The organism is Serinicoccus hydrothermalis (assembly GCF_001685415.1).
Taxonomy (GTDB): Bacteria; Actinomycetota; Actinomycetes; order Actinomycetales; family Dermatophilaceae; genus Ornithinicoccus; species Ornithinicoccus hydrothermalis.
On sequence record NZ_CP014989.1, the window covers coordinates 2,846,553 to 2,865,138 of the forward strand.

General features: G+C 74.3%; 23 protein-coding genes. 12 read left to right on the top strand and 11 right to left on the bottom strand.

All coding sequences use genetic code 11. The annotated features are described in order from the left end of the window. Positions 1-127 precede the first annotated feature (127 nt). From SGUI_RS13255 to SGUI_RS13265, 3 genes are read right to left on the bottom strand one after another with little or no spacing between them, the layout of a single operon-like run. Positions 128-1,078 (bottom strand): NUDIX hydrolase, encoded by a 951-nt coding sequence (locus SGUI_RS13255; RefSeq protein WP_066641064.1) that lies wholly within the window; start codon positions 1,076-1,078, stop codon positions 128-130. Further along, a complete protein-coding gene (gene mshD / locus SGUI_RS13260) occupies positions 1,075-2,034 on the bottom strand; it encodes a mycothiol synthase (RefSeq protein ID WP_066641065.1) in 960 nt (319 codons plus the stop codon). Before mshD ends, SGUI_RS13255 begins: the two co-directional genes overlap by 4 nt. A 5-nt stretch (positions 2,035-2,039) precedes the next feature. After that, a complete protein-coding gene (locus tag SGUI_RS13265) occupies positions 2,040-2,786 on the bottom strand; it encodes a winged helix-turn-helix transcriptional regulator (RefSeq protein WP_066641066.1) in 747 nt (248 codons plus the stop codon). Positions 2,787-2,849: 63 nt separating this feature from the next. Here SGUI_RS13265 and SGUI_RS13270 point away from each other — a divergent pair, with 63 nt between their 5' ends. Further along, a complete protein-coding gene (locus tag SGUI_RS13270; protein WP_066641067.1) occupies positions 2,850-3,653 on the top strand; it encodes a hypothetical protein in 804 nt (267 codons plus the stop codon). A gap of 4 nt (positions 3,654-3,657) precedes the next feature. Here the strand turns inward: SGUI_RS13270 and SGUI_RS13275 are convergent, their stop codons facing one another. Then, positions 3,658-4,152: a heme-binding beta-barrel domain-containing protein gene (locus tag SGUI_RS13275; RefSeq protein WP_083190686.1), complete on the bottom strand. Its 495-nt coding sequence runs from the start codon at positions 4,150-4,152 to the stop codon at positions 3,658-3,660. A gap of 25 nt (positions 4,153-4,177) precedes the next feature. Further along, positions 4,178-5,371, bottom strand: coding sequence for an LCP family protein (locus tag SGUI_RS13280; protein ID WP_066641068.1), 1,194 nt, complete (start codon positions 5,369-5,371; stop codon positions 4,178-4,180). 97 nt (positions 5,372-5,468) lie between these two features. Between SGUI_RS13280 and ygfZ the strand changes: the two genes are divergently transcribed. The 4 genes from ygfZ to SGUI_RS13300 are packed head-to-tail and all read left to right on the top strand — an operon-like array spanning position 5,469 to position 8,344. Then, positions 5,469-6,509 (top strand): CAF17-like 4Fe-4S cluster assembly/insertion protein YgfZ, encoded by a 1,041-nt coding sequence (gene ygfZ, locus SGUI_RS13285; protein WP_066641069.1) that lies wholly within the window; start codon positions 5,469-5,471, stop codon positions 6,507-6,509. Between the two features lie 13 nt (positions 6,510-6,522). Beyond that, the gene (locus SGUI_RS13290) at positions 6,523-7,536 is read left to right on the top strand and encodes an asparaginase (protein WP_066641071.1); all 1,014 of its coding nucleotides are present in this window, start codon (positions 6,523-6,525) and stop codon (positions 7,534-7,536) included. Between the two features lies 1 nt (position 7,537). After that, complete coding sequence (gene dtd / locus SGUI_RS13295) at positions 7,538-7,963, top strand: D-aminoacyl-tRNA deacylase (RefSeq protein WP_066641073.1); 426 nt, start codon at positions 7,538-7,540, stop codon at positions 7,961-7,963. A gap of 51 nt (positions 7,964-8,014) precedes the next feature. Continuing rightward, positions 8,015-8,344, top strand: a complete 330-nt coding sequence (locus SGUI_RS13300; protein WP_066641074.1) for a DUF2516 family protein — start codon at positions 8,015-8,017, stop codon at positions 8,342-8,344. A 117-nt stretch (positions 8,345-8,461) separates the two neighbouring features. On the opposite strand, the gene SGUI_RS13305 is transcribed toward SGUI_RS13300, so the two are convergent. After that, positions 8,462-9,292, bottom strand: a complete 831-nt coding sequence (locus SGUI_RS13305) for a class I SAM-dependent methyltransferase (RefSeq protein WP_066641076.1) — start codon at positions 9,290-9,292, stop codon at positions 8,462-8,464. 52 nt (positions 9,293-9,344) lie between these two features. Here SGUI_RS13305 and mshA point away from each other — a divergent pair, with 52 nt between their 5' ends. From mshA to SGUI_RS13320, 3 genes are read left to right on the top strand one after another with little or no spacing between them, the layout of a single operon-like run. Further along, positions 9,345-10,634: a D-inositol-3-phosphate glycosyltransferase gene (mshA, locus tag SGUI_RS13310; protein ID WP_237141360.1), complete on the top strand. Its 1,290-nt coding sequence runs from the start codon at positions 9,345-9,347 to the stop codon at positions 10,632-10,634. Then, positions 10,627-11,142 carry a YbjN domain-containing protein gene (locus SGUI_RS13315; protein ID WP_066641078.1) on the top strand — a complete coding sequence of 172 codons (516 nt, stop codon included), beginning with the start codon at positions 10,627-10,629 and terminating at the stop codon, positions 11,140-11,142. The genes mshA and SGUI_RS13315 overlap by 8 nt, the downstream gene beginning before the upstream one ends. Positions 11,143-11,159: 17 nt before the next feature. Next, entirely contained in the window at positions 11,160-11,915 is a 756-nt protein-coding gene (locus tag SGUI_RS13320) for a phosphoglyceromutase (RefSeq protein ID WP_066641080.1), read from the top strand. Between the two features lie 19 nt (positions 11,916-11,934). Here SGUI_RS13320 and SGUI_RS13325 read toward each other — a convergent pair whose 3' ends face one another. Both SGUI_RS13325 and SGUI_RS13330 read right to left on the bottom strand, forming a co-directional pair. Next, complete coding sequence (locus tag SGUI_RS13325) at positions 11,935-12,618, bottom strand: response regulator transcription factor (RefSeq protein ID WP_066641083.1); 684 nt, start codon at positions 12,616-12,618, stop codon at positions 11,935-11,937. Next, a complete protein-coding gene (locus SGUI_RS13330) occupies positions 12,615-13,868 on the bottom strand; it encodes a sensor histidine kinase (protein ID WP_066641085.1) in 1,254 nt (417 codons plus the stop codon). The genes SGUI_RS13325 and SGUI_RS13330 overlap by 4 nt, the downstream gene beginning before the upstream one ends. Positions 13,869-14,071: 203 nt before the next feature. Between SGUI_RS13330 and phoU the strand changes: the two genes are divergently transcribed. Then, positions 14,072-14,770, top strand: a complete 699-nt coding sequence (gene phoU, locus SGUI_RS13335) for a phosphate signaling complex protein PhoU (protein ID WP_066641087.1) — start codon at positions 14,072-14,074, stop codon at positions 14,768-14,770. Between the two features lie 28 nt (positions 14,771-14,798). Here the strand turns inward: phoU and SGUI_RS13340 are convergent, their stop codons facing one another. Beyond that, positions 14,799-15,347, bottom strand: coding sequence for a hypothetical protein (locus SGUI_RS13340; RefSeq protein WP_066641089.1), 549 nt, complete (start codon positions 15,345-15,347; stop codon positions 14,799-14,801). Positions 15,348-15,602: 255 nt separating this feature from the next. Here SGUI_RS13340 and SGUI_RS18110 point away from each other — a divergent pair, with 255 nt between their 5' ends. From SGUI_RS18110 to ispF, 3 genes are read left to right on the top strand one after another with little or no spacing between them, the layout of a single operon-like run. Beyond that, the gene (locus tag SGUI_RS18110) at positions 15,603-16,085 is read left to right on the top strand and encodes a CarD family transcriptional regulator (protein WP_010149048.1); all 483 of its coding nucleotides are present in this window, start codon (positions 15,603-15,605) and stop codon (positions 16,083-16,085) included. Between the two features lie 14 nt (positions 16,086-16,099). Then, on the top strand, positions 16,100-17,314 hold the full coding sequence (gene ispD / locus SGUI_RS17750; RefSeq protein WP_237141514.1) for a 2-C-methyl-D-erythritol 4-phosphate cytidylyltransferase: 1,215 nt from the start codon (positions 16,100-16,102) through the stop codon (positions 17,312-17,314). Further along, positions 17,311-17,799: a 2-C-methyl-D-erythritol 2,4-cyclodiphosphate synthase gene (gene ispF / locus SGUI_RS13355; RefSeq protein ID WP_066641093.1), complete on the top strand. Its 489-nt coding sequence runs from the start codon at positions 17,311-17,313 to the stop codon at positions 17,797-17,799. The genes ispD and ispF overlap by 4 nt, the downstream gene beginning before the upstream one ends. Before the next feature lie 17 nt (positions 17,800-17,816). Here ispF and SGUI_RS13360 read toward each other — a convergent pair whose 3' ends face one another. Further along, positions 17,817-18,296 carry a P-loop nucleotide/nucleoside kinase family protein gene (locus tag SGUI_RS13360; protein WP_237141361.1) on the bottom strand — a complete coding sequence of 160 codons (480 nt, stop codon included), beginning with the start codon at positions 18,294-18,296 and terminating at the stop codon, positions 17,817-17,819. Between the two features lie 21 nt (positions 18,297-18,317). Beyond that, complete coding sequence (locus SGUI_RS17755) at positions 18,318-18,479, bottom strand: hypothetical protein (protein WP_191090912.1); 162 nt, start codon at positions 18,477-18,479, stop codon at positions 18,318-18,320. Positions 18,480-18,586: the final 107 nt, after the last annotated feature.

Consider the following 18,586-nt stretch of genomic DNA (forward strand, 5'->3'; position numbering starts at 1 on the left):
GGGAACATCTGCCAGGGGCGTACCGTTGTGCAGTGCGTGCCGGGCCGCGGCAGCCCCGGGCTCCAACACACGCCGCTTCGAGCGGCCACGCGCCGAGAGGCGCTCCCGGCCCGGCACGCACCACTTCCTACGCAGGACGATGCCGCTCGACGGCGACGACGCGGGCCTTCCTCCCGGCGCCGAGCATCGTGCACGCGAGCACCTCACCCTTGTCCATCGGCCGCCCGGCCAGCCGCTTCAGCATGCGCCGGTCGGAGGACTCCAGCGAGGCGTCGGCGCGGGCCAGCAGCATCCCGGCCAGGTCGGGCAGCAGCGGGCCGTGGGTGCACAGCGCCGTCCCGACGCCCTGCGCCATGACCCGCTCGACGTGCTTGGCCAGCGCGCCCGGGTGCGCCTCGAAGCCCTCCTCGGAGAGCCCCTTCTTGGTGGTCAGCGGTATGCCCTCGGCCGCCGCGAAGGGCTCGACCGTCTCCGTGCACCGCACCGACGGCGAGCTGAGGACCACCTCGGGGCCGTAGGCCGAGAGCAGGGCCTGGACCCGGCCGCGCGCCCGCTGGCGCCCCGGCCGGGTGAGGGGGCGGCGGGGGTCCGGGTCGTGCCACTCCGAGCGGGGGACCGCCAGGGCGTGCCGCACCACGAGGAGGGACCAGGTGGCCAGCCGGTCGGCGTCGTCGAGCGCGACGAGGGCGTCGAGCTGGTCCCGGTCGCGGGGGTAGCTGAGCCGCCGGCTCGCCTGCTTCGGGGAGAGCCAGGCCACCTCGTCGACCTCGTGGTCGAGGGCGCCCGCGCCGCCGCTGACCTCACCGGTCCAGTAGTGCACCAGCTTGTCCGGACCGCTCGTGAGGCGGTAGCGCGCCGGGGGCAGCGGCATACCCAGCCGGACCCGCAGCCCGGTCTCCTCCCAGGTCTCGCGCACCGCCGCAGAGGGGAAGTCCTCGCCCCGGTCCAGCTTGCCCTTGGGCCAGGACCAGTCGTCGTACTTCGGCCGGTGGACCAGCGCCACCTCCAGCTTGCCGTGGCGTCGGCGCACCGGCAGCACCCCACCGGCGCGCACGACCGGCGGACCGCCCCCGCTCATGCGTCCGCGTCTCCCGCGGCATACATGACGTCGATCGCGGACCGCTCGAAGCCGAGCCGGTGGTAGGTGGCGATCGCGGGGTCGTTGTCCCCGTCGACGTAGAGCGTGGCCGTCTCCACACCGCGGTTGCGCAGGTGCTGCAGGCCCAGCAGGGTCACCGCCGAGCCGAGGCCGCGGCCCTGGTAGTCGGGGTCGACCCCGACGACGTAGACCTCACCGGTGTCCGGGTGGTCGGTCTCCACCTTGGTCCAGTGGAAGGCGGCCAGCCGCGGCTCGCCCTCGGGGTCGACGTCGGTCGTGTCGACGACGACGAGGAAGCCGGAGGGGTCGAACCACGGCTCCTCCTGCCGGTCGTGCAGGTCCGCCAGCGTCATCCGGCCCTGCTCGGGGTGGTCGGCGAAGGCGCGGGCGTTCAGCGCGAGCCAGGGCTCGTCGTCGGCGCCGACGCGGTAGGTCCGGACCTCGAAGCCGTCCGGCAGCTCGACCTCGGCCGGCAGGTCCGACCACTCGCCGGCCAGCGGGCGGGACATCTGCCACAGCTCGCGCACGACGCGCAGCCCGCGCGAGCCGTAGAGGGTCCGCGCGTCCTGCAGGTCGCCGTGGCTCCACAGCCGGACCTGCGGCCAGCGGCGGAGCACGTGGTCGAGCAGGGTCCCGCCGAGCCCGCGACGCCGGTGCTCCGGGTCGACGACGATCTCGGCCGAGGGGGCGTCCGGGTCGCTGAGGTCGACGTGGCCGTAGCCCGCCACGCCGCCGTCGGTGCGCAGCACGAGGTGGGTGCCGGACTCGTGGCTGTCGGCCTGCTCCGGGAGCCGCCGCGCCTGGAGCACGGTCTGCTCCGAGAGGGGTCTGACCCCGTCGTGCCGGGCCGCGCGGACGGCCAGGGCGAGGACGTCCCCGGACACCTGGCCGGGCAGTGCAGGGAGCTCGTCGATGTCGGGCCGCGGTCCAGGCATGGGGGTCAGTCTGGCACGGAGCCCGGGCGCTCGGGTCCGCGCGCCCCGACGAAGCGGTAGCCCACCCCGCGGATCGTGCCGATGAGGGACTCGCGCTCCGGCCCGAGCTTGGCCCGCAGCCGCCGGATGTGCACGTCGACCGTCCGCGTCCCGCCGTAGTAGTCCCCGCCCCACACCTGCTGCAGCAGCGTGTCGCGGGTGACGACGCGGCCGGGGTGCTGCACGAGGTAGCGCAGCAGCTCGAACTCCTTGAAGGTGAGGTCCAGCGCCCGGCCACCGGCGCGCACCGTCCAGCTCGCCTCGTCGACGACGACGTCGGCGACCCGGATGGCCTCCGGCTCGTCCTCGGGGTCCGCCGCGCCGGCGCGCTCGGCGCCGGTGCTCCGCGGCCCGCGGCCCAGCGCGAGCCGCAGCCGGGCCGCGAGCTCGGCCGGGCCGGCGGTGGCGAGGACGAGGTCGTCGAGCGGCCACTGCTCGTCGAGGACCGCCAGCGCACCCTCGCCGACCACGGCGAGCACGGGCACCTGCAGGCCGAGGGCGGCGAGCGAGCGCAGCACCCCCCGGGCCTGGACGAGGTCGGCCGTGGCGTCGACGAGCACGAGGTCAGTCTCGCTGTCGCTGCGGGTCAGCAGCGCCCCGACGTCCATCCCGGACACCGAGACCCGGTGCGGCAGCAGCGGGAGCCCGGGCAGCACGAGGGCCGCCGACGCGTCGTCGGCGGGGCGGGGGGTCAGCAGGACCAGGTCGGCCACGCACCCAGGATAAGGAGCCTGCGCCTGCGGTCCCGACCGGTCCGGGTGGGGCAAGATGGAGGTATGCCCGTGCCCACCTCCGGCGAGCGCCCCGCGGACCGCCCGACCCGGGGCCTCGTGGGCTCGCTGGTGCTCGTGGTCGTGAGCGTCTCCGGGCTGCTGGCCCTGGCGGCGGTGGCCGCCCCGTGGCTGCTCGCCGTGGGCCTGGCCGCGTGCACCGTCGTCATCGCCTGGGGGTGGTCGGGGACCTTCGGGCTGCCCTCGCCCCGCGGCACGGTCGGGGTGCTGCTCGTGGGCGGGCTCGCGCTGGTGACCTCCGTCGGGGTCCGGGAGGAGGAGCCGTGGCTGGGGTGGGCACCGGCCGCGCTCGCGCTCGCGATGATCGCGGCCTTCGTGCACCAGCTGCTCCGCGTCGACGGGCGGCCGCGCGTCGTGCAGTCGATCAGCTCGGTCGTCCTCGGGCTCGCGCTCGTGGGCTGCGGGATCCTCATGGTGCCCGCGAGCCACACCGCCGAGGGCATCGCGCTGCTGCTGGGCGCGCTCGGCGCCGCGGGAGCGTCCTCGCTCAGCGACCTGCTGGGGCTGTGGGCGCCGCTGCGCGGCTGGGCGATGGCGCTGGCGATGCTCGCGGGAGGGGCGGCGGCGCTGGCCGTCGCCCTGGCGCTGCACGCCAGCCCGACGACCTGGCTCGTCGTGGGCGTGGCGGCCGGCGCGCTGAGCCACGCGCTGCGCAGCGTGCTCGTGGGGCTGCCGCCGCTGGCGCACGCCCGGCCCCGGCTCGTCGCCGGGGTGGTGTCCGTGCTCGTGGTCGGCGTGGTGCCCTACCTCGTGGGGCTGGCCTTCGTGCCGTCGGCCTTCCCCGGATGAGGCCTCAGACCCGCTTGAGCTCGGCGGACATGTAGGACTGCATCTCGTAGCCCTCGGCCGCCATGTCCATGACCCACATGAGGTTGCCGCCGACGTAGCCGTAGAGGCGCTGGGCCGCCGAGTAGTCGCGGGAGCGGGGGCTGCGCACGATGCTGTCCGTGGCGACCTCGACCTTGGCCTGCTCGGTCCGCCCGTAGTACATCTCGACGACGCCGGTGGGGTGGGCCAGGAGCAGCTCGACCTCGCCGTCGGGCTGCGGGCACCAGAAGCCGGTCTCGGTGGCGAAGAGCTCCTCCTTGCCACCCTGCTCGTCCAGCAGCCAGGTGCTCGAGGACCAGTGCAGGAAGGGGCGACCGTCGTGGGTCACCTCGACCTCCTGCCCGAAGTTGCGGGACTCCATCGTGGGGTAGCCGACGACGCCGGCGCCGGCCCAGGAGCCGAGCAGCCAGGCGAGCGGCGCGTTGTCGGGGTGCATGGTCGGGTCGAGTTCGATGGGCACCCGACCATCGTAGGGCCCGGGCGGGTCAGCCGCCGAAGCCGGAACGGGGCGACACCGGGTCGGTGTAGTCCTCCATGGTGTCGTTCCTCAGGTGCTCGGAGAGGTCCGCCATCTGGTCGTCGGCCATGACGACGATGGAGCCGGCCACCGGGTGGTTGGCGATGCCGGTCCACGGGGCGGTCTCGAAGTGGATGTCGTCACCGCGCACCCCGCGCATCTGGAAGCCCAGGTCGCGCATGTCGCCCACCTGCAGGTCGGCGTCCACGGTGAGGTTGGTCGTCGCCGCGTCGACGAAGCTCGCGAGCCGCGCCGGGTTGGTCAGCGTCTCCCGGGACAGCGCCTTGGTCATGATCCCCTGGATGAAGGCCTGCTGGCGCTGGCCGCGCGAGATGTCGCCCTGGGAGAGGGCATACCGCTCGCGGACGAACTCCAGCCCGGTCGCGCCGTCCATGTGCATGACGCCCTCGGGGAAGCCGGGCGAGGACTCGGCGACGTCGACGTCGACCCCGCCGATGGCGTCGGTCATGGCCTGGAAGCTCTGGAAGTTGACGACGACGACGTGGTCGATCGGCACGTCGACCAGCGGCTGCAGGGTCTGGACCAGCAGCGGCGCCCCGCCGTAGGAGTAGGCGGCGTTGATCTTGGAGGAGCCGCCGGTGCCCGCGATGGGGACGAAGAGGTCGCGCGGGAAGTGGATGAGGTCGACCCGGTCGCGCTCGTCGTTGATGTGCATGAGCACGATGACGTCGGAGCGGCCCCGCTCGACCGACAGGTCGCGGCTGTCCGAGCCGATGATGAGGAAGTTCTGCGCCTCCCCGGCCTCGGCCGGCCGCTCCGGCGTCTCCGCCTGGAACTCGCTCTCCCCGACCTCGATCGCCTGACCGTCCTCGCCGACGATCGGGGCGGCGCTCTCCTCCTCGGTCTCCACCGTGCCCTCGAGGTCCACCGACCCCTCCGGGTCCTCGGCGTCCGCCTCGCTGTCCTCGGGCTGCTCGGAGCCGAAGCGGTCCGGCGAGATCGTCACCGTCGAGTCGTCCTGCGCGTTGAGGTCCTCCCGCTCGATGTTGCCCTCGACCGTGCGCTGGAGGAAGAAGGCATACCCCCCGAGCGCGAGGACCCCGACGAGCGCCAGCACGCCGATGCCGGCGGCGAACAGGCGCAGCGGTCGCCGCCGTCGGCGGTCCGGGGTGCCTCCCCCGGGAGTGTGGTCATCCCTCATGGGGGAGGAGTCTACGACCGGTTCCTTCGGACTTCCTGGACCCGCGTACCGTGGAGGTGCTGGTCAGAGAGCAGGCACCGCGACGAGAGGGAGCCCCATGGACGTGCTGCTGGACCGCCCCGGGGCGGTGGACGGTCTCGGCGTCGACGCCGGGGTCGCGGCGCACTACGGCGACCCGCACCGGGAGCAGCGCCTGCTCGAGGAGGGGCTGGCCGTCGTCGACCTGTCGCACCGCGGCGTGGTCACGGTCTCCGGGCCGGACCGGCTCAGCTGGTTGCACTCGCTCACCAGCCAGCAGCTCACCGACCTGCCGCCGCGCACGTCCACCGAGACGCTCGTCCTGACGCCCAAGGGCCACGTCGAGCACGCCCTGCACGTCGTCGACGACGGCGGGACGACCTGGATCACCACCGAGCCCGGCGCCGCGCCCGCCGTGGCCGGCTGGCTGGACTCGATGCGCTTCATGCTCCGGGTCGAGGTCGAGGACGTCACCGCCCGGTATGCCGTGCTCGGCGAGCCGGTGGCGCGCGAGTCCGCCGAGGGAGAGCCGCTCGCCTGGGTCGACCCGTGGCCGGGCCCCGTGGGCGACACGTACTGCTACGGGCCGGAGGGCGATGACCACCCCGGCTCGGGGCGGGCCTGGCGCGAGCTCATCGTGCCGCGCGAGGAGCTCGCCGCCGCGGTCGGCGACCGGCCGCTCGCCGGCACCTGGGCCGCCGAGGCGCTGCGGGTCGCCGCCTGGCGCCCGCGGGCCGGCGTCGACACCGACCACCGCACGATCCCGCACGAGCTGGACTGGCTGCGCACCGCCGTGCACCTGCACAAGGGGTGCTACCGCGGGCAGGAGACGGTCGCCCGGGTGAAGAACCTCGGCCGCCCGCCCCGCCGGGTGGTCTTCCTCCACCTCGACGGCTCCGGGCACGTCATCCCCGAGGCCGGTGCCGAGCTGACCCCGCTCGAGGGCGGGCGCCCCGTCGGCCACCTCACCAGCGTCGCCCGGCACGCCGAGGACGGCCCGGTCGCCCTGGCCCTGGTCAAGCGCACCCTCGACCCCGGTCTGACCCTCCTCGCCGAGGGCACCGCCGCCGCGCAGACGGTGATCGTCCCGGCCGACGGTCCGAGGGCGCGCCGGCCCTGACAGGATCAGGCCCATGCCCACCCAGACCCATCAGACCTCCGGCTCGCCGCTGGCCACCGCTCCCGTCGTCGCGGAGGTGGTGCGCGGCGGCTTCGTGGAGTCGGTGCACCACGGCGTGGTCGCGCTGACCGCGGCCGACGGTGCCGTGCACCTGGCGGTCGGACCGGTCGACGCCCCGATCCTGCCGCGCTCCTCGCTCAAGCCCATGCAGGCGATCGCCATGCTGCGGGCCGGCGCGGACCTGCAGGACGAGCTGCTCGCCCTGGCCTGCGCCAGCCACTCCGGGGAGGAGCACCACCTCGAGGGCGCGCGCCGCATCCTCGCCTCGGTGGGGCTGGACGAGTCGGCGCTGCGCAACACCCCCGACCTCCCGCTCGACGAGGAGCAGCGGCGCGCCTGGATCCAGGAGGGCGCCCCGCCCACCTCCCTCGGGCAGAACTGCTCGGGCAAGCACGCCGGCATGCTCGCGGCGTGCGTCGCCGCGGGGTGGGACACCGCCACCTACCTCGACCCGGAGCACCCGCTGCAGCGCCTCGTGGTCGAGGTCATCGAAGAGTTCACCGGAGAGCAGGTCGAGGTCGCGACCGTCGACGGGTGCGGGGCACCGGCGCTCGGGGTCTCCTCGGCCGGGCTGGCCCGCGCCTTCGGCCGGATCGCGGCCGCCGGGCCGGAGACCGAGGCGGGCCGGGTGGCCGCGGCGATCCGGGCCTACCCGGAGCATCTCGGCGGCACCGGCCGCGACGTCACCGAGCTCGTCCGCGCGGTGCCCGGGCTCATCGCCAAGGACGGCGCCGAGTCGGTGTATGCCGTCGGCCTGCCGGACGGGCGCGGCCTGTCGGTGAAGATCACCGACGGCGGCGAGCGGGCGAGGGTGGTCGTGGCCACCGCGGTGCTGCGCCGGGCCGGCGCGGCGGAGCTGGGGCCGCAGGCCGGGTCGACGATGGACGCGCTCGACGCCCGGGCGGTCGTGCGGGGGCACGGCGAGCCGGTGGGCGGGGTGCGCGCGGTGCTCCCCGACGGGGCCTGAGGTGCGGGCCGTCCTGCAGCGGGTGAGCCGCGCCGCCGTCCGCGTCGAGGGCGAGGTCGTGGGCGAGATCGACCGTCCTGGTCTGCTCGCCCTCGTGGCCGCCACCCACGACGACGGGCCGGCCGACGTCGCGACGGTGGCCCGCAAGATCGCCGAGCTGCGCATCCTGCGCGAGGAGCGCTCGGTCGAGGACAGCGGCGGTGCCGTGCTCGTCGTCAGCCAGTTCACGCTCTACGGCAGCACCCGCAAGGGGCGGCGCCCCTCGTGGGGCGACGCCGCGCCCGGCCCGGTGGCCGAGCCGCTCGTGGACGCCGTCGTCGCCGCGCTGCGGGAGCGGGGGATCGAGGTCGCGACCGGGCGCTTCGGCGCGATGATGGAGGTCGAGCTGGTGAACGACGGCCCGGTCACGGTGATCGTCGACACCTGAGCGCCGCCCCGTCTGGGTGCTGCGTCCAGGGACGGGGACTAGTCTGGGCGCATGGGTCTCATCTACCAGGCGCAGAACACGGTCGAGCTCGTGCTGAGCCTCGGGCTCTTCGCGATGATGATCTGGGCGCTGGTCGACTGCCTGCGGACCCGCCAGGACGCCTTCGCCGCCGCGGGCAAGCGCACCAAGACCTTCTGGTCGCTCATCACCGGCGGGGCCGCGCTGCTCGGCTTCATCTCGATCGGCAACGTCCTGTCGATCTTCACGGTCATCTCGGTCGTCGCGGCCGGTGTCTACCTCGCCGACGTCCGTCCCGCGGTGAAGACGGTGCAGGGCCGTGGCGGCTCCAACAACCACATGGGTCCCTACGGCCCCTGGTGACCGGGCATACCTCCCGTCCGCTCCCGCCTCGCCCTCGGCCGACCGGACAGACCTTCTGTCCGGTGCCGACGCGGACACAAGGGGTGTCCGGTCCGGGGTGAGGGGCTGGTCAGCTGATCAGCCCGGCGCGACGGCGGCCCAGTCGACGGTGAGCTCGCCGAGGCGCCAGCGTGCCGCCCCGCCGCGCACCGGCCACCCCTCCTCACGCAGCGACCGTGCCGTCGCGACGAAGCGCTGACGCGCCCCGAAGCTCGCCAGCGGTGCCGCGCGCTCCCACGCCCGGTCCAGCGCGGTGAGGAAGGTATGCACCCGCTCGCCCGGCACGTTGCGGTGGATGAGCACCTTGGGCAGCCGCTCCGCGACCACCGAGGGCGCGTCCAGACCGGCGAGCCGCAGCGAGATCGTGAGCGTCCGCGGCGTCGGCTCCCCGTTCTCCCCTCTCCGCACGTCGACCCACGCCGCGAGTCGTCCCAGCTCGTCGCAGGTGCCCTCCACCAGCGCACCGCCGGGCGCCAGCCGGCCGACCATCTGCGCCCACGCGGGCGCGACCTCGGGCTCGGCATACTGCCGCAGCACGTTGAAGGCGCGCACCACGGTCGGCCGCACCCCCGTCCCCAGGCCCGCCGGCAGCGGGACCTCGAAGCCGCCGAGCGCGAAGTCCACCCGTGGCGGGTCGGCGAGCGGGGCCCCGCGCCGCACCCGCTCGGGGTCGATCTCCACCCCCACCACCCGGACGTCGGACCGCACCGTGCCCAGCCGGTCGGCGAGCTCGAGGACGGTCACCGGGGAGGCGCCGTAGCCCAGGTCCACGACCACCGGCGGGTCCGGCGCGGAGCGGAGGAGCCCGCCCAGGGCATACCCCATCCAGCGGTCCACCCGCCGCAGCCGGTTGGGGTTCGTCGTGCCGCGGGTCACGGTCCCGACGGGGCGGCGGGCGGGCTGCGGCATGCGGTCAGCCTAGAGGCGTGACCGGCGCCGCGGCCGTGCCACACTGGCGCCCGTGAGCGAGGACCCGACCCGGCGGCCGCCGGTGCGCCGGGTCGCGATGGTCTCGCTGCACACCTCGCCGCTGCTGCGGCCCGGCACGGGGGACGCCGGGGGTCTCAACGTCTACGTCGTCGAGACGGCCGCCGAGCTGGCCCGCCGCGGGGTGGAGGTCGACATCTTCACCCGGGCGACGGGGGCCGGGCAGGCGCGCAGCGTCGACCTCGAGCCGGGGCTGCCGGTGAGCGTCCACCACGTCCCCGCAGGACCGCTGGAAGGGGTGCCGAAGGACCAGCTGCCGGGGCACGTGTGCGCGTTCGCCGACGACCTGTCCCGGCACGTCGCGGGGCTGGCCGAGGGCCACTACGACGTCATCCACGCGCACTACTGGCTCAGCGGGCAGGCGGGCGGGCTCACCTCACGGCGCTTCGACGTCCCGCTCGTGCAGACGATGCACACGATGGCGCGGGTCAAGAACCGCTCCCTGGCGGCGGGGGAGACCCCGGAGCCGCAGGCGCGGGTCGAGGGGGAGCAGGAGCTGGTGGACCGCGCCGACGCGCTCGTCGCCAACACCCCGGCCGAGGCGCGCGACCTCGTCGAGCTGTATGCCGCGGCCCCGGACAAGGTGCACGTGGTGCCCCCCGGCGTGGCCCTGGACACCTTCGCCCCGGGCGACCGGGAGGAGGCGCGGCGCGCGACCGGGCTGGACCCGGACGCGGAGGTGCTGCTCTTCGTCGGGCGGATCCAGCCGCTCAAGGGGCCGGACGTGCTGGTGCGCGCCGCCGGGGAGCTGGTCCGGCGCGACCCGGCCCGCCGGGAGCGGCTGGTCGTGGCGGTCCTCGGTGGTCTCTCGGGGTCCGGCCTGACCCGGCCGGGCAGCCTGGGGCAGGTGGCGCGGGAGGAGGGTGTCGCCGACCTGGTGCACCTCGTGCCCCCGGTGTCCCGGGAGGAGCTGGCGACGTGGATGCGGGCCGCCGACGTGGTCGCGATCCCCTCCCACCACGAGTCGTTCGGGCTGGTGGCCGTCGAGGCGCTGGCCTGCGGCACCCCCGTCGTCGCCGCCCGGGTCGGAGGGCTGCCGCTCGCGGTCGGGGACGTCGGGGTGCTCGTCGACGGGCACGACCCGGGGGAGTGGGCCGACGCGCTGGCCGAGGTGCTGGACGCCAGGGAGGACGGGTCCGGGCTCGCCTTCGCGGCCCGCGCCCGGGAGCACGCGCAGGCATACTCCTGGGAGCGGACCGTCGACGCGCTGCTCGACGCCTACGCCGCCGCCGTGACCACCCGCCGAGGAGGACACCATGGATGAGAACGCCCTCGCGACGCTGCGCACCCACCTGGACGCGCTCGGGGTGGAGTGGGAGGAGGGCACCCGGCCGGGCGAGACGGTCGTCGCCCTGCCCGGCGAGCGCAAGCTGCGCACCGTCGTCTCGCTCGTCGTCGGCGAGCGCGCCGTGGAGCTGCGCGCGTTCGTCATCCGCAACCCGGACGAGAACCACGAGGGGGTCTACCGCTACCTGCTGCGGCGCGCGCTGCGGCTGCCCGGCGTGGGGTATGCCGTCGACGCCAGCGGCGACGTCTACCTCACCGGGCGGGTGCCGCTGGCCGGCCTCGACGAGGACGTGCTCGACGACCTGCTCGGCGCGGTGCTGGCCGCCTGCGACGAGCCCTTCAACGAGCTGCTGCGGCTGGGGTTCTGGACCTCGATCCGGCGGGAGTGGGCCTGGCGCAACGACCGCGGCGAGTCCACCGCCAACCTCGAGGCGTTCCGGGCCGAGCTGGAGTCGCTGCCCGCCGCCGGGCCCGACCAGCGCTGATCGGTAGGGTGGGCGCCATGAGCGAGGCCGCATACACCCTGATCCTGCTGCGCCACGGCGAGAGCCGGTGGAACGAGAAGAACCTCTTCACCGGCTGGGTCGACGTCGACCTGACCGAGAAGGGCCACGAGGAGGCGCGGCGCGCCGGCGAGCTGCTGCGCGAGGAGGGGCTGCTGCCCGACGTGCTGCACACCTCGCTGCTGCGCCGCGCGATCACCACCGCCAACACGGCGCTGGACGTCGCCGACCGGCACTGGATCCCGGTGCACCGCAACTGGCGGCTCAACGAGCGCCACTACGGCGCGCTGCAGGGGCTGGACAAGGCGCAGACGCGGGACAAGTACGGCGAGGAGCAGTTCATGGCCTGGCGCCGCGGCTTCGACACCCCGCCGCCGCCGATCGAGGACGACGACGAGTTCTCCCAGGCCGGCGACCCGCGGTATGCCGACCTCGGCGCCGACCTGCCGCGCACCGAGTGCCTCAAGGACGTCGTCACCCGCATGCTGCCCTACTGGGACAGCGACATCGTGCCGGACCTGCGCGAGGGGCAGACGGTGCTCGTCGCGGCGCACGGCAACAGCCTGCGCGCCCTGGTCAAGCACCTGGACGGCATCAGCGACGAGGACATCGCCGGCCTCAACATCCCCACCGGTATCCCGCTGCTCTACGAGCTCGACGCCGACCTCGCCCCCGTCACCCCCGGCGGGCGCTACCTCGACCCCTCGGCCGCCGCCGAGGCGATCCAGCAGGTCGCCAACCAGGGCAAGAAGTAGGCGCCCGAGTCCCTCCCGGTCAGGTGGTCTCGAACTTGTAGCCCAGGCCGCGCACGGTGACGATGTGCTGCGGGTGCGAGGGGTCGGGCTCGATCTTGGCGCGCAGCCGCTTGACGTGCACGTCGAGGGTCTTGGTGTCGCCGACGTAGTCGCTGCCCCAGATGCGGTCGATGAGCTGGCCCCGGGTGAGCACCCGCCCGGCGTTGCGCAGCAGCATCTCCAGCAGCTCGAACTCCTTGAGCGGCAGCGAGACCGACTCACCGTCGACGGAGACGGTGTGCCGCTCGACGTCCATGCGCACCGGCCCGGACTCGACGGTCGAGGGCATGAGCTCCTCGGGCTCGCTCAGCCGGCGCAGCACCGCCTTGATGCGGGCGAGCAGCTCCCGGCCGGAGTAGGGCTTGGTGACGTAGTCGTCCGCGCCGAGCTCCAGCCCGACGACCTTGTCCACCTCGGAGTCCTTGGCCGTGAGCATGATGACCGGGACGCTGGAGCGCTGCCGCAGGGCGCGGCACACGTCCACGCCGGACATCCCCGGCAGCATGAGGTCGAGGAGCACCAGGTCGGCACCGCCGCGGTCGAAGGCGGCCAGCCCCTCGGTCCCGGACTCGGTGACGGTGACGTCATACCCCTCCTTCTCGAGCAGGTAGGACAGCGGGTCGGAGAAGGACTCCTCGTCCTCGACCACCAGGATCCTCGTCATCGGGTCACCTTTCCTCGGGGTATGCCGGCCAGGGCGGTCGGCGGCGCCGTCTCGCCGTGGGCGGGGTCGGGCACCCGGGCCGGCCGGCCCTGGCGGTGCGGGGCGGGGGAGCCGGGCTCGCGGGGGTCGTCGACCGCGGGCAGGCGCAGGGTGAAGGTCGACCCCTGCCCCTCCTCGCTCCAGACGGTCACCGACCCGCCGTGCCCCGCGCTGATGTGCTTGACGATGGACAGGCCGAGCCCGGTGCCGCCGGTGCGGCGCGAGCGGGCGGGGTCCACCCGGTAGAAGCGCTCGAAGATCCGCTCCTGGTCCTCGGGCGAGATGCCCCGCCCCTGGTCGGACACGGAGACCTCGACGACGTCCTTGACGCGGCGGGTGACGACGCCGACCCGGGTGCTGTCCTCGGAGTAGGCGATGGCGTTGGTCACGAGGTTGCGGATCGCCGTCGTCACCAGCTCGCGGTCGCCGTAGATCCGCAGCTCCTCCGGGCGGCCCGCGGGCGCCGCCACGACGGTCCGCTCACCGGCCACCACCCGAGTCTGCTCGACGGCCTCCGCCGCGCACGCGGCGACGTCGACGAGCACCATGTCGGCGAGCAGGTCGTTGGCCTGGAGCCGGGACAGGTCGACGATCTCGGCGACGAGCCGGGTGAGCCGCTCGCTCTCGGTCTTCATCCGTCCGGCGAAGCGGCGGACCGCCTCCGGGTCCTCCGCGGCGTCCAGCACGGCCTCGGCAAGGAGGGCGAGCCCGCCGACCGGGGTCTTGAGCTCGTGGCTGACGTTGACCACGAAGTCGCGGCGCACCGCCTCGACCCGTCGCGCCTGGGTGCGGTCGTCGACGAGGATGAGCGCCAGCCCGTCCGCGAAGGGGGCGACCCGCACGGCGAGCAGCACCTGGCTCGAGGAGAGCGGGCCGCGCACGATCTCCAGCTCGGCCTCCTCGACGGTCCGCTCGCCGAGCACCTGGCCGACCATCTCCCGCAGCCGCGCGTTGACGAGGTTGTCGCCCCGCACCAGGCCGAAGGCGAGGGCCGCCCCGGTCGCGACGTGGACCCGCGCCGACCCGTCCACGACGATGGCCCCCGAGCGCAGCACCGACAGGACCTCCTTGACCCCCTCGGGCACGACGAGCTCCGGGGCCGACTCGACCGGCACCCCGGCAGCACGCCACTCGCGCCGCAGCCACCACAGCAGGAGCACCGCGAGGACGCCCAGCGCGGCACCCAGCAGGCCGGAGGTCAGTGGTGTCACATGACCAGCCTAGGGTCATCCGGGGACCCCTTCGTGCACGACAGATGCCCGCAGGGTGTCCTGTCGGGCCAGTGTTCATCTGCGGGTCGCGCGTCGTTCACGTCCTGCTGCGACCGTCTCACCTTGGTGCCGGATGCCCGGGCGCCGACAATGGGTGGGTCCGACCCTCCGCCCGCACGAGCGACGACCGACGAGGAGCATGCATGCGCAGCGCGTTCAACGAAGAGCTCGACCTCATCAGCGAGCAGCTGGTGCAGATGAGTCGGCTGTCCGCGACGGCGCTCCAGCGGGCGACGAGGTCGCTCATGGAGACCGACCTCGGGCTGGCCCAGGAGGTCATCTCCGACGACCAGCTCATCGACGCCCTGCGGCGCGAACTGGACAACCGGGCGATCGACGTCCTGGCCCGGCAGCAGCCGGTCGCCACCGACCTGCGGCAGATGGTGACCGCGCTGCGGATGAGCTCGGACCTCGAGCGCAGCGGCGACCTGGCCCGGCACGTGGCCAAGCTGACCCGGCTGCGCTACCCGGGCCACGCGCTGCCCGAGCAGCTGCGCGCGATCTTCGCCGAGATGGCGACGACCGCCGAGGCGATGATCCTGCGCGCCGGCGACATCATCGGGAGCAAGGACCCCGACGGCGCCGCCGAGCTCATGAAGGCGGACGACACGATGGACCGGCTGCACCGGGAGGTCTTCCAGTCGCTGCTCGACCCGTCCTGGTCCCAGTCGACCCAGGTGACGGTCGACGCCACGCTGCTGTCCCGCTACTACGAGCGGTATGCCGACCACGCCGTCTCGGTCGCGCTGCGGGTGGTCTACCTCGTCACCGGGGTGTGGCACGACGAGCAGCTGCCCGGCGACGACGAGCGCTTCGCCTCGAGGGTGCCGCGGGAGGGCTGAGGGCCGACCCGGCCGAGGGGGGTCCGACCTAGTGGTCGTCCTCGCCCTCCTCGGCGGCCGGGGTCTCGACGGGGCCGCCGGCGTCGTCGACGAACTGGGCGTAGGGCCCCTGCGGCAGCAGGACCGGCGCGAGGGTCGACAGCGTCTCCTGGCCCTCGACCTCGACGCGGACCTCGACGGTCTGCCCGGCGGGCGACTCCAGCTCCGGCAGGATGAGGGGCTCGCCGTCGGAGCCGTCGGCGTCGACGCCGTCCAGGCGCACCGTGGAGTGCGCCCCGACGCTGACCGTCGGGGTGACCTCCGTCCCGGAGACCGACACCAGGACGGTCACGGGCTCGGAGGAGGAGTTGATGACCGAGCCGGAGACGACGGCCGGGGCGCCCTCGCCGTGGCTGACCACGAGCAGGTCGCGCACGTCGACGGTGTCGCCGTCGAGCTCGACGCCGTCCGCCGGGGCGTACCGCAGCGTCGTGGCCGCAGGGGAGTTGACCGAGCATCCGGCGAGGACGAGGGCAGCGCCGGCGGCGAGCAGGGCGCCGGCCCGGCGGGCGGGGCGGGAGGTGCGTGCAGTCGTCACGGCACCAGCCTAGCGCCCACCCCCGGGTGAGGCCCTGCGCGCCCTGCGACCTGCGGGAACACCTGCTTCGGGAGGGGTCGCACGGGCTGCCGGGGCGGGCGTCCGGGCATACCCTAGGAGGGTGTCTGCGGACTCCCTGGATGCACACAGACTCGAGGTTGTCAAGCCCCTGACCAGCGGAAATATCATTCCCGTGATTCCGGGACGGCGCCGGTGCGTGGTATCCTGGAGGTCCGCGAAAGGGGCTTTACCACGATGACGTTCAAGGTCGGAGAGACGGTTGTCTACCCCCACCACGGGGCCGCTCTCATTGAAGAGATGAAGACGCGAACCATCAAGGGCGAGGAGAAGCTCTACCTCAAGCTCAAGGTCGCCCAGGGCGATCTGACGATCGAGGTTCCTGCTGACAACTGCGACCTGGTCGGCGTGCGTGACGTCGTCGGCAAGGAGGGCCTGGACAAGGTCTTCGCGGTCCTGCGTGCCGAGCACACCGAGGAGCCGACCAACTGGTCGCGCCGCTATAAGGCGAACCTCGAGAAGCTCGCGTCCGGTGACGTGATCAAGGTCGCCGAGGTCGTCCGCGACCTGTGGCGCCGCGACAAGGACCGGGGCTTGTCCACCGGGGAGAAGCGGCTGCTGTCCAAGGCCCGCCAGATCCTGGTGAGCGAGCTCGCGCTCGCGGAGAAGACCAACGAGGACACCGCCGAGGCCACGCTCGACGAGGTCCTCGCCTCCTGAACGTCGGGCTGATCCTGGTCGCTGCCGGCCAGGGGACCCGTCTCGCCGCCGGCCGGCCCAAGGCGCTGGTCCGCGTCCCCGACACCTCCTACGGACGGTCGCTGGTCGCGCACGCGCTCGACCACGCCGCCCGGACGACGGGGCTGACCCAGGTCGTCGTCGTGGCCCCTCCCGGCCCCGGCACTGCCGAGGTCGAGGAGGCCCTGGCGGAGGTGCCGGTGCCTGAGGACGTCCACGTCGCGGTCGTGCCGGGGGGCGCGGAGCGCACCGACTCCGTGTCGGCCGGGCTGGCGACGCTGCGCACCGACGTCGGCATCGTGCTCGTCCACGACGCGGCCCGCGCCTTCACCCCGCCCGAGGTCTTCGACCGCGTGGTCCACACCGTGCGCTCCGGGCACGCCGCCGTCGTGCCGGCGCTGCCCGTCACCGACACGGTCAAGGCGGTCCGCAGCCACGGCGACGTCGAGATCGTCACCGGCACCCCCGACCGGGCGAGCCTGCGGGCCGTGCAGACGCCGCAGGGCTTCCTGCGCGAGACGCTCGAGCGGGCGCACGCGCAGGTCGTAGGGGCGCGACGGCATACCGACGACGCGGGGATGGTCGAGGCCAGCGGCGTCCACGTCGCCGTCGTGCCGGGTCACCCGCGTGCCATGAAGGTGACCACGCCGCTGGACCTCGTCGTCGCCACGGCCTGGGCCGAGGTGCAGGGCGAGGGCGCGAGGACAGGTCCGTGCCTCGTGGTGCTCTCCGGGCTCCCGGGCGTGGGCAAGACCACGCTGGCGCGCGAGCTGTGCGCTCGGCGCGGCGCGGTGCACCTGCGCGTCGACACCGTCGAGCAGTCCCTGCTCGGCTCGGGCATCAGGGAGACCGAGCTGGGTGCAGGCGGGTATGCCGCCACCCTCGCGATCGCCGCGGACCAGCTGCGGGTGGGGCTGGACGCCGTGGCCGACCTGGTCAACGCGGTGCCGGAGGCACGCGAGGCCTGGGAGGAGCTGGCGGAGAGCGCTGGGGCGCGTCTCGTGCGGGTCGAGCTCGTGTGCGCCGACGAGGAGGTGCACCGCGCCCGCGTCGAGGACCGGACCGGCGACATCGAGGGTCACCGGCTGCCGACCTGGGCGCAGGTGGTGGAGCGCGCTTGGGAGCCCTGGCCCGGCGCCGAGCTGAGGATCGACACCGGGCGCACCTCCGTCGCGGACGCCGCGACGCTGGTCGAGGAGGCCTGCCGATGAGCGACCGACTGCCGCGCACCGGGATCGGGGTGGACGTCCACGGGTATGCCGAGGACGACCGGAGACTCATGCTCGCCTGCCTGGAGTGGCCGGGGGAGCGCGGCATCGAGGGGCACTCCGACGGCGACGTCGCGGCGCACGCCGCCTGCGACGCGCTGCTGTCGGCGGCCGGTCTGGGCGACCTGGGCTCGGTCTTCGGGACCGGCCGGCCGGAGATGGCCGGAGCGAGCGGACAGCAGATGCTCGAGCACGTCCTGCGCCTGCTCCGCGCGGACGGCTGGGCGGTCGGCAACGTGGCCGTCCAGGTGATCGGCAACCGGCCCAAGGTCGGGCCGCGGCGGGACGAGGCGGCCGCCGCGATGTCGGCGGCCCTCGGCGGTGCACCGGTCTCGGTGAGCGCGACGACCACCGACGGGCTCGGCCTCACCGGCCGCGGCGAGGGCGTCGCCTGCCTCGCCACCGCCCTCGTCGTCCCGGCCCCCTGACCCCCTGGGCCGACCCCCTACGCCGATCCGTCCGTGCTGACGACCTCCGGGTCCTCGTCCGGCGTGGGTGCCTCGAAGCCGTCGACCCAGCTGCGCAGCACCTCCGGGTCGAGCCGCGCGTCGTCGGGGTGCGCCCCGGCCCGCCGGGCCACCCGCCCCAGCAGCACCTCCAGCGGTGCCGTGACGAAGACCAGCCGGGTCGGTGCGCCCAGGCCCGCGGCGAGCGCGCGGTACTCGTCGCGCATCGCCCGGGTCGAGAAGGAGTAGTCCAGGACGACGTCGCCGCCCTGGGCCACCAGCTCCTCCAGGCGGGCGTCCAGGTCGACCTTGACCTCCTCGGCCAGCTCCTTCGGTGCGGGGTGCGTGCCGCGGAAGCCGCGACGCCAGAACTCCTCGTCGTAGGACAGACGGGTGGCGCCCGCCGCCTCCAGGGCGCGGGCGTGCGTCGTCTTGCCGGCGCCCGCCGGACCGCACATGAGGATCACCGTGCCGACCACGTCCGCAGCCTAGGGAGCTCCTCAGGGGCCGCGGACGTCCGGGTCGTTGAGCGGCAGCAGCGGCGCGATCTGCGGGAAGACCCAGGTGAAGCAGACCACCACGACTGCAGCGAGCGCGAGCAGCACGAGCAGCAGCCGGACCCAGACCGGGCCGGGCAGGGCGCGCCAGAGAGCGGCATACACGTCAACCACCGACCTCGGGTGGGGGACCGTCGGACCGCGGCACGAAGCGGTCGAGCAGCGCGAAGGCCGCGATCCGCTGGGCGGCGCTGAACTTCGGGTGGCACGCG

Excerpts from the sequence above, each read along its gene's own strand:
- SGUI_RS13255 (WP_066641064.1), bottom strand. The coding sequence starts at position 1,078 with ATGAGCGGGGGCGGTCCGCCGGTCGTGCGCGCCGGTGGGGTGCTGCCG.
- mshD (WP_066641065.1), bottom strand. The coding sequence starts at position 2,034 with ATGCCTGGACCGCGGCCCGACATCGACGAGCTCCCTGCACTGCCCGGC.
- SGUI_RS13270 (WP_066641067.1), top strand. The coding sequence starts at position 2,850 with ATGCCCGTGCCCACCTCCGGCGAGCGCCCCGCGGACCGCCCGACCCGG.
- SGUI_RS13280 (WP_066641068.1), bottom strand. The coding sequence starts at position 5,371 with ATGAGGGATGACCACACTCCCGGGGGAGGCACCCCGGACCGCCGACGG.
- ygfZ (WP_066641069.1), top strand. The coding sequence starts at position 5,469 with ATGGACGTGCTGCTGGACCGCCCCGGGGCGGTGGACGGTCTCGGCGTC.
- SGUI_RS13290 (WP_066641071.1), top strand. The coding sequence starts at position 6,523 with ATGCCCACCCAGACCCATCAGACCTCCGGCTCGCCGCTGGCCACCGCT.
- SGUI_RS13300 (WP_066641074.1), top strand. The coding sequence starts at position 8,015 with ATGGGTCTCATCTACCAGGCGCAGAACACGGTCGAGCTCGTGCTGAGC.
- SGUI_RS13305 (WP_066641076.1), bottom strand. The coding sequence starts at position 9,292 with ATGCCGCAGCCCGCCCGCCGCCCCGTCGGGACCGTGACCCGCGGCACG.
- SGUI_RS13315 (WP_066641078.1), top strand. The coding sequence starts at position 10,627 with ATGGATGAGAACGCCCTCGCGACGCTGCGCACCCACCTGGACGCGCTC.
- SGUI_RS13320 (WP_066641080.1), top strand. The coding sequence starts at position 11,160 with ATGAGCGAGGCCGCATACACCCTGATCCTGCTGCGCCACGGCGAGAGC.
- SGUI_RS13325 (WP_066641083.1), bottom strand. The coding sequence starts at position 12,618 with ATGACGAGGATCCTGGTGGTCGAGGACGAGGAGTCCTTCTCCGACCCG.
- phoU (WP_066641087.1), top strand. The coding sequence starts at position 14,072 with ATGCGCAGCGCGTTCAACGAAGAGCTCGACCTCATCAGCGAGCAGCTG.
- SGUI_RS18110 (WP_010149048.1), top strand. The coding sequence starts at position 15,603 with ATGACGTTCAAGGTCGGAGAGACGGTTGTCTACCCCCACCACGGGGCC.
- ispF (WP_066641093.1), top strand. The coding sequence starts at position 17,311 with ATGAGCGACCGACTGCCGCGCACCGGGATCGGGGTGGACGTCCACGGG.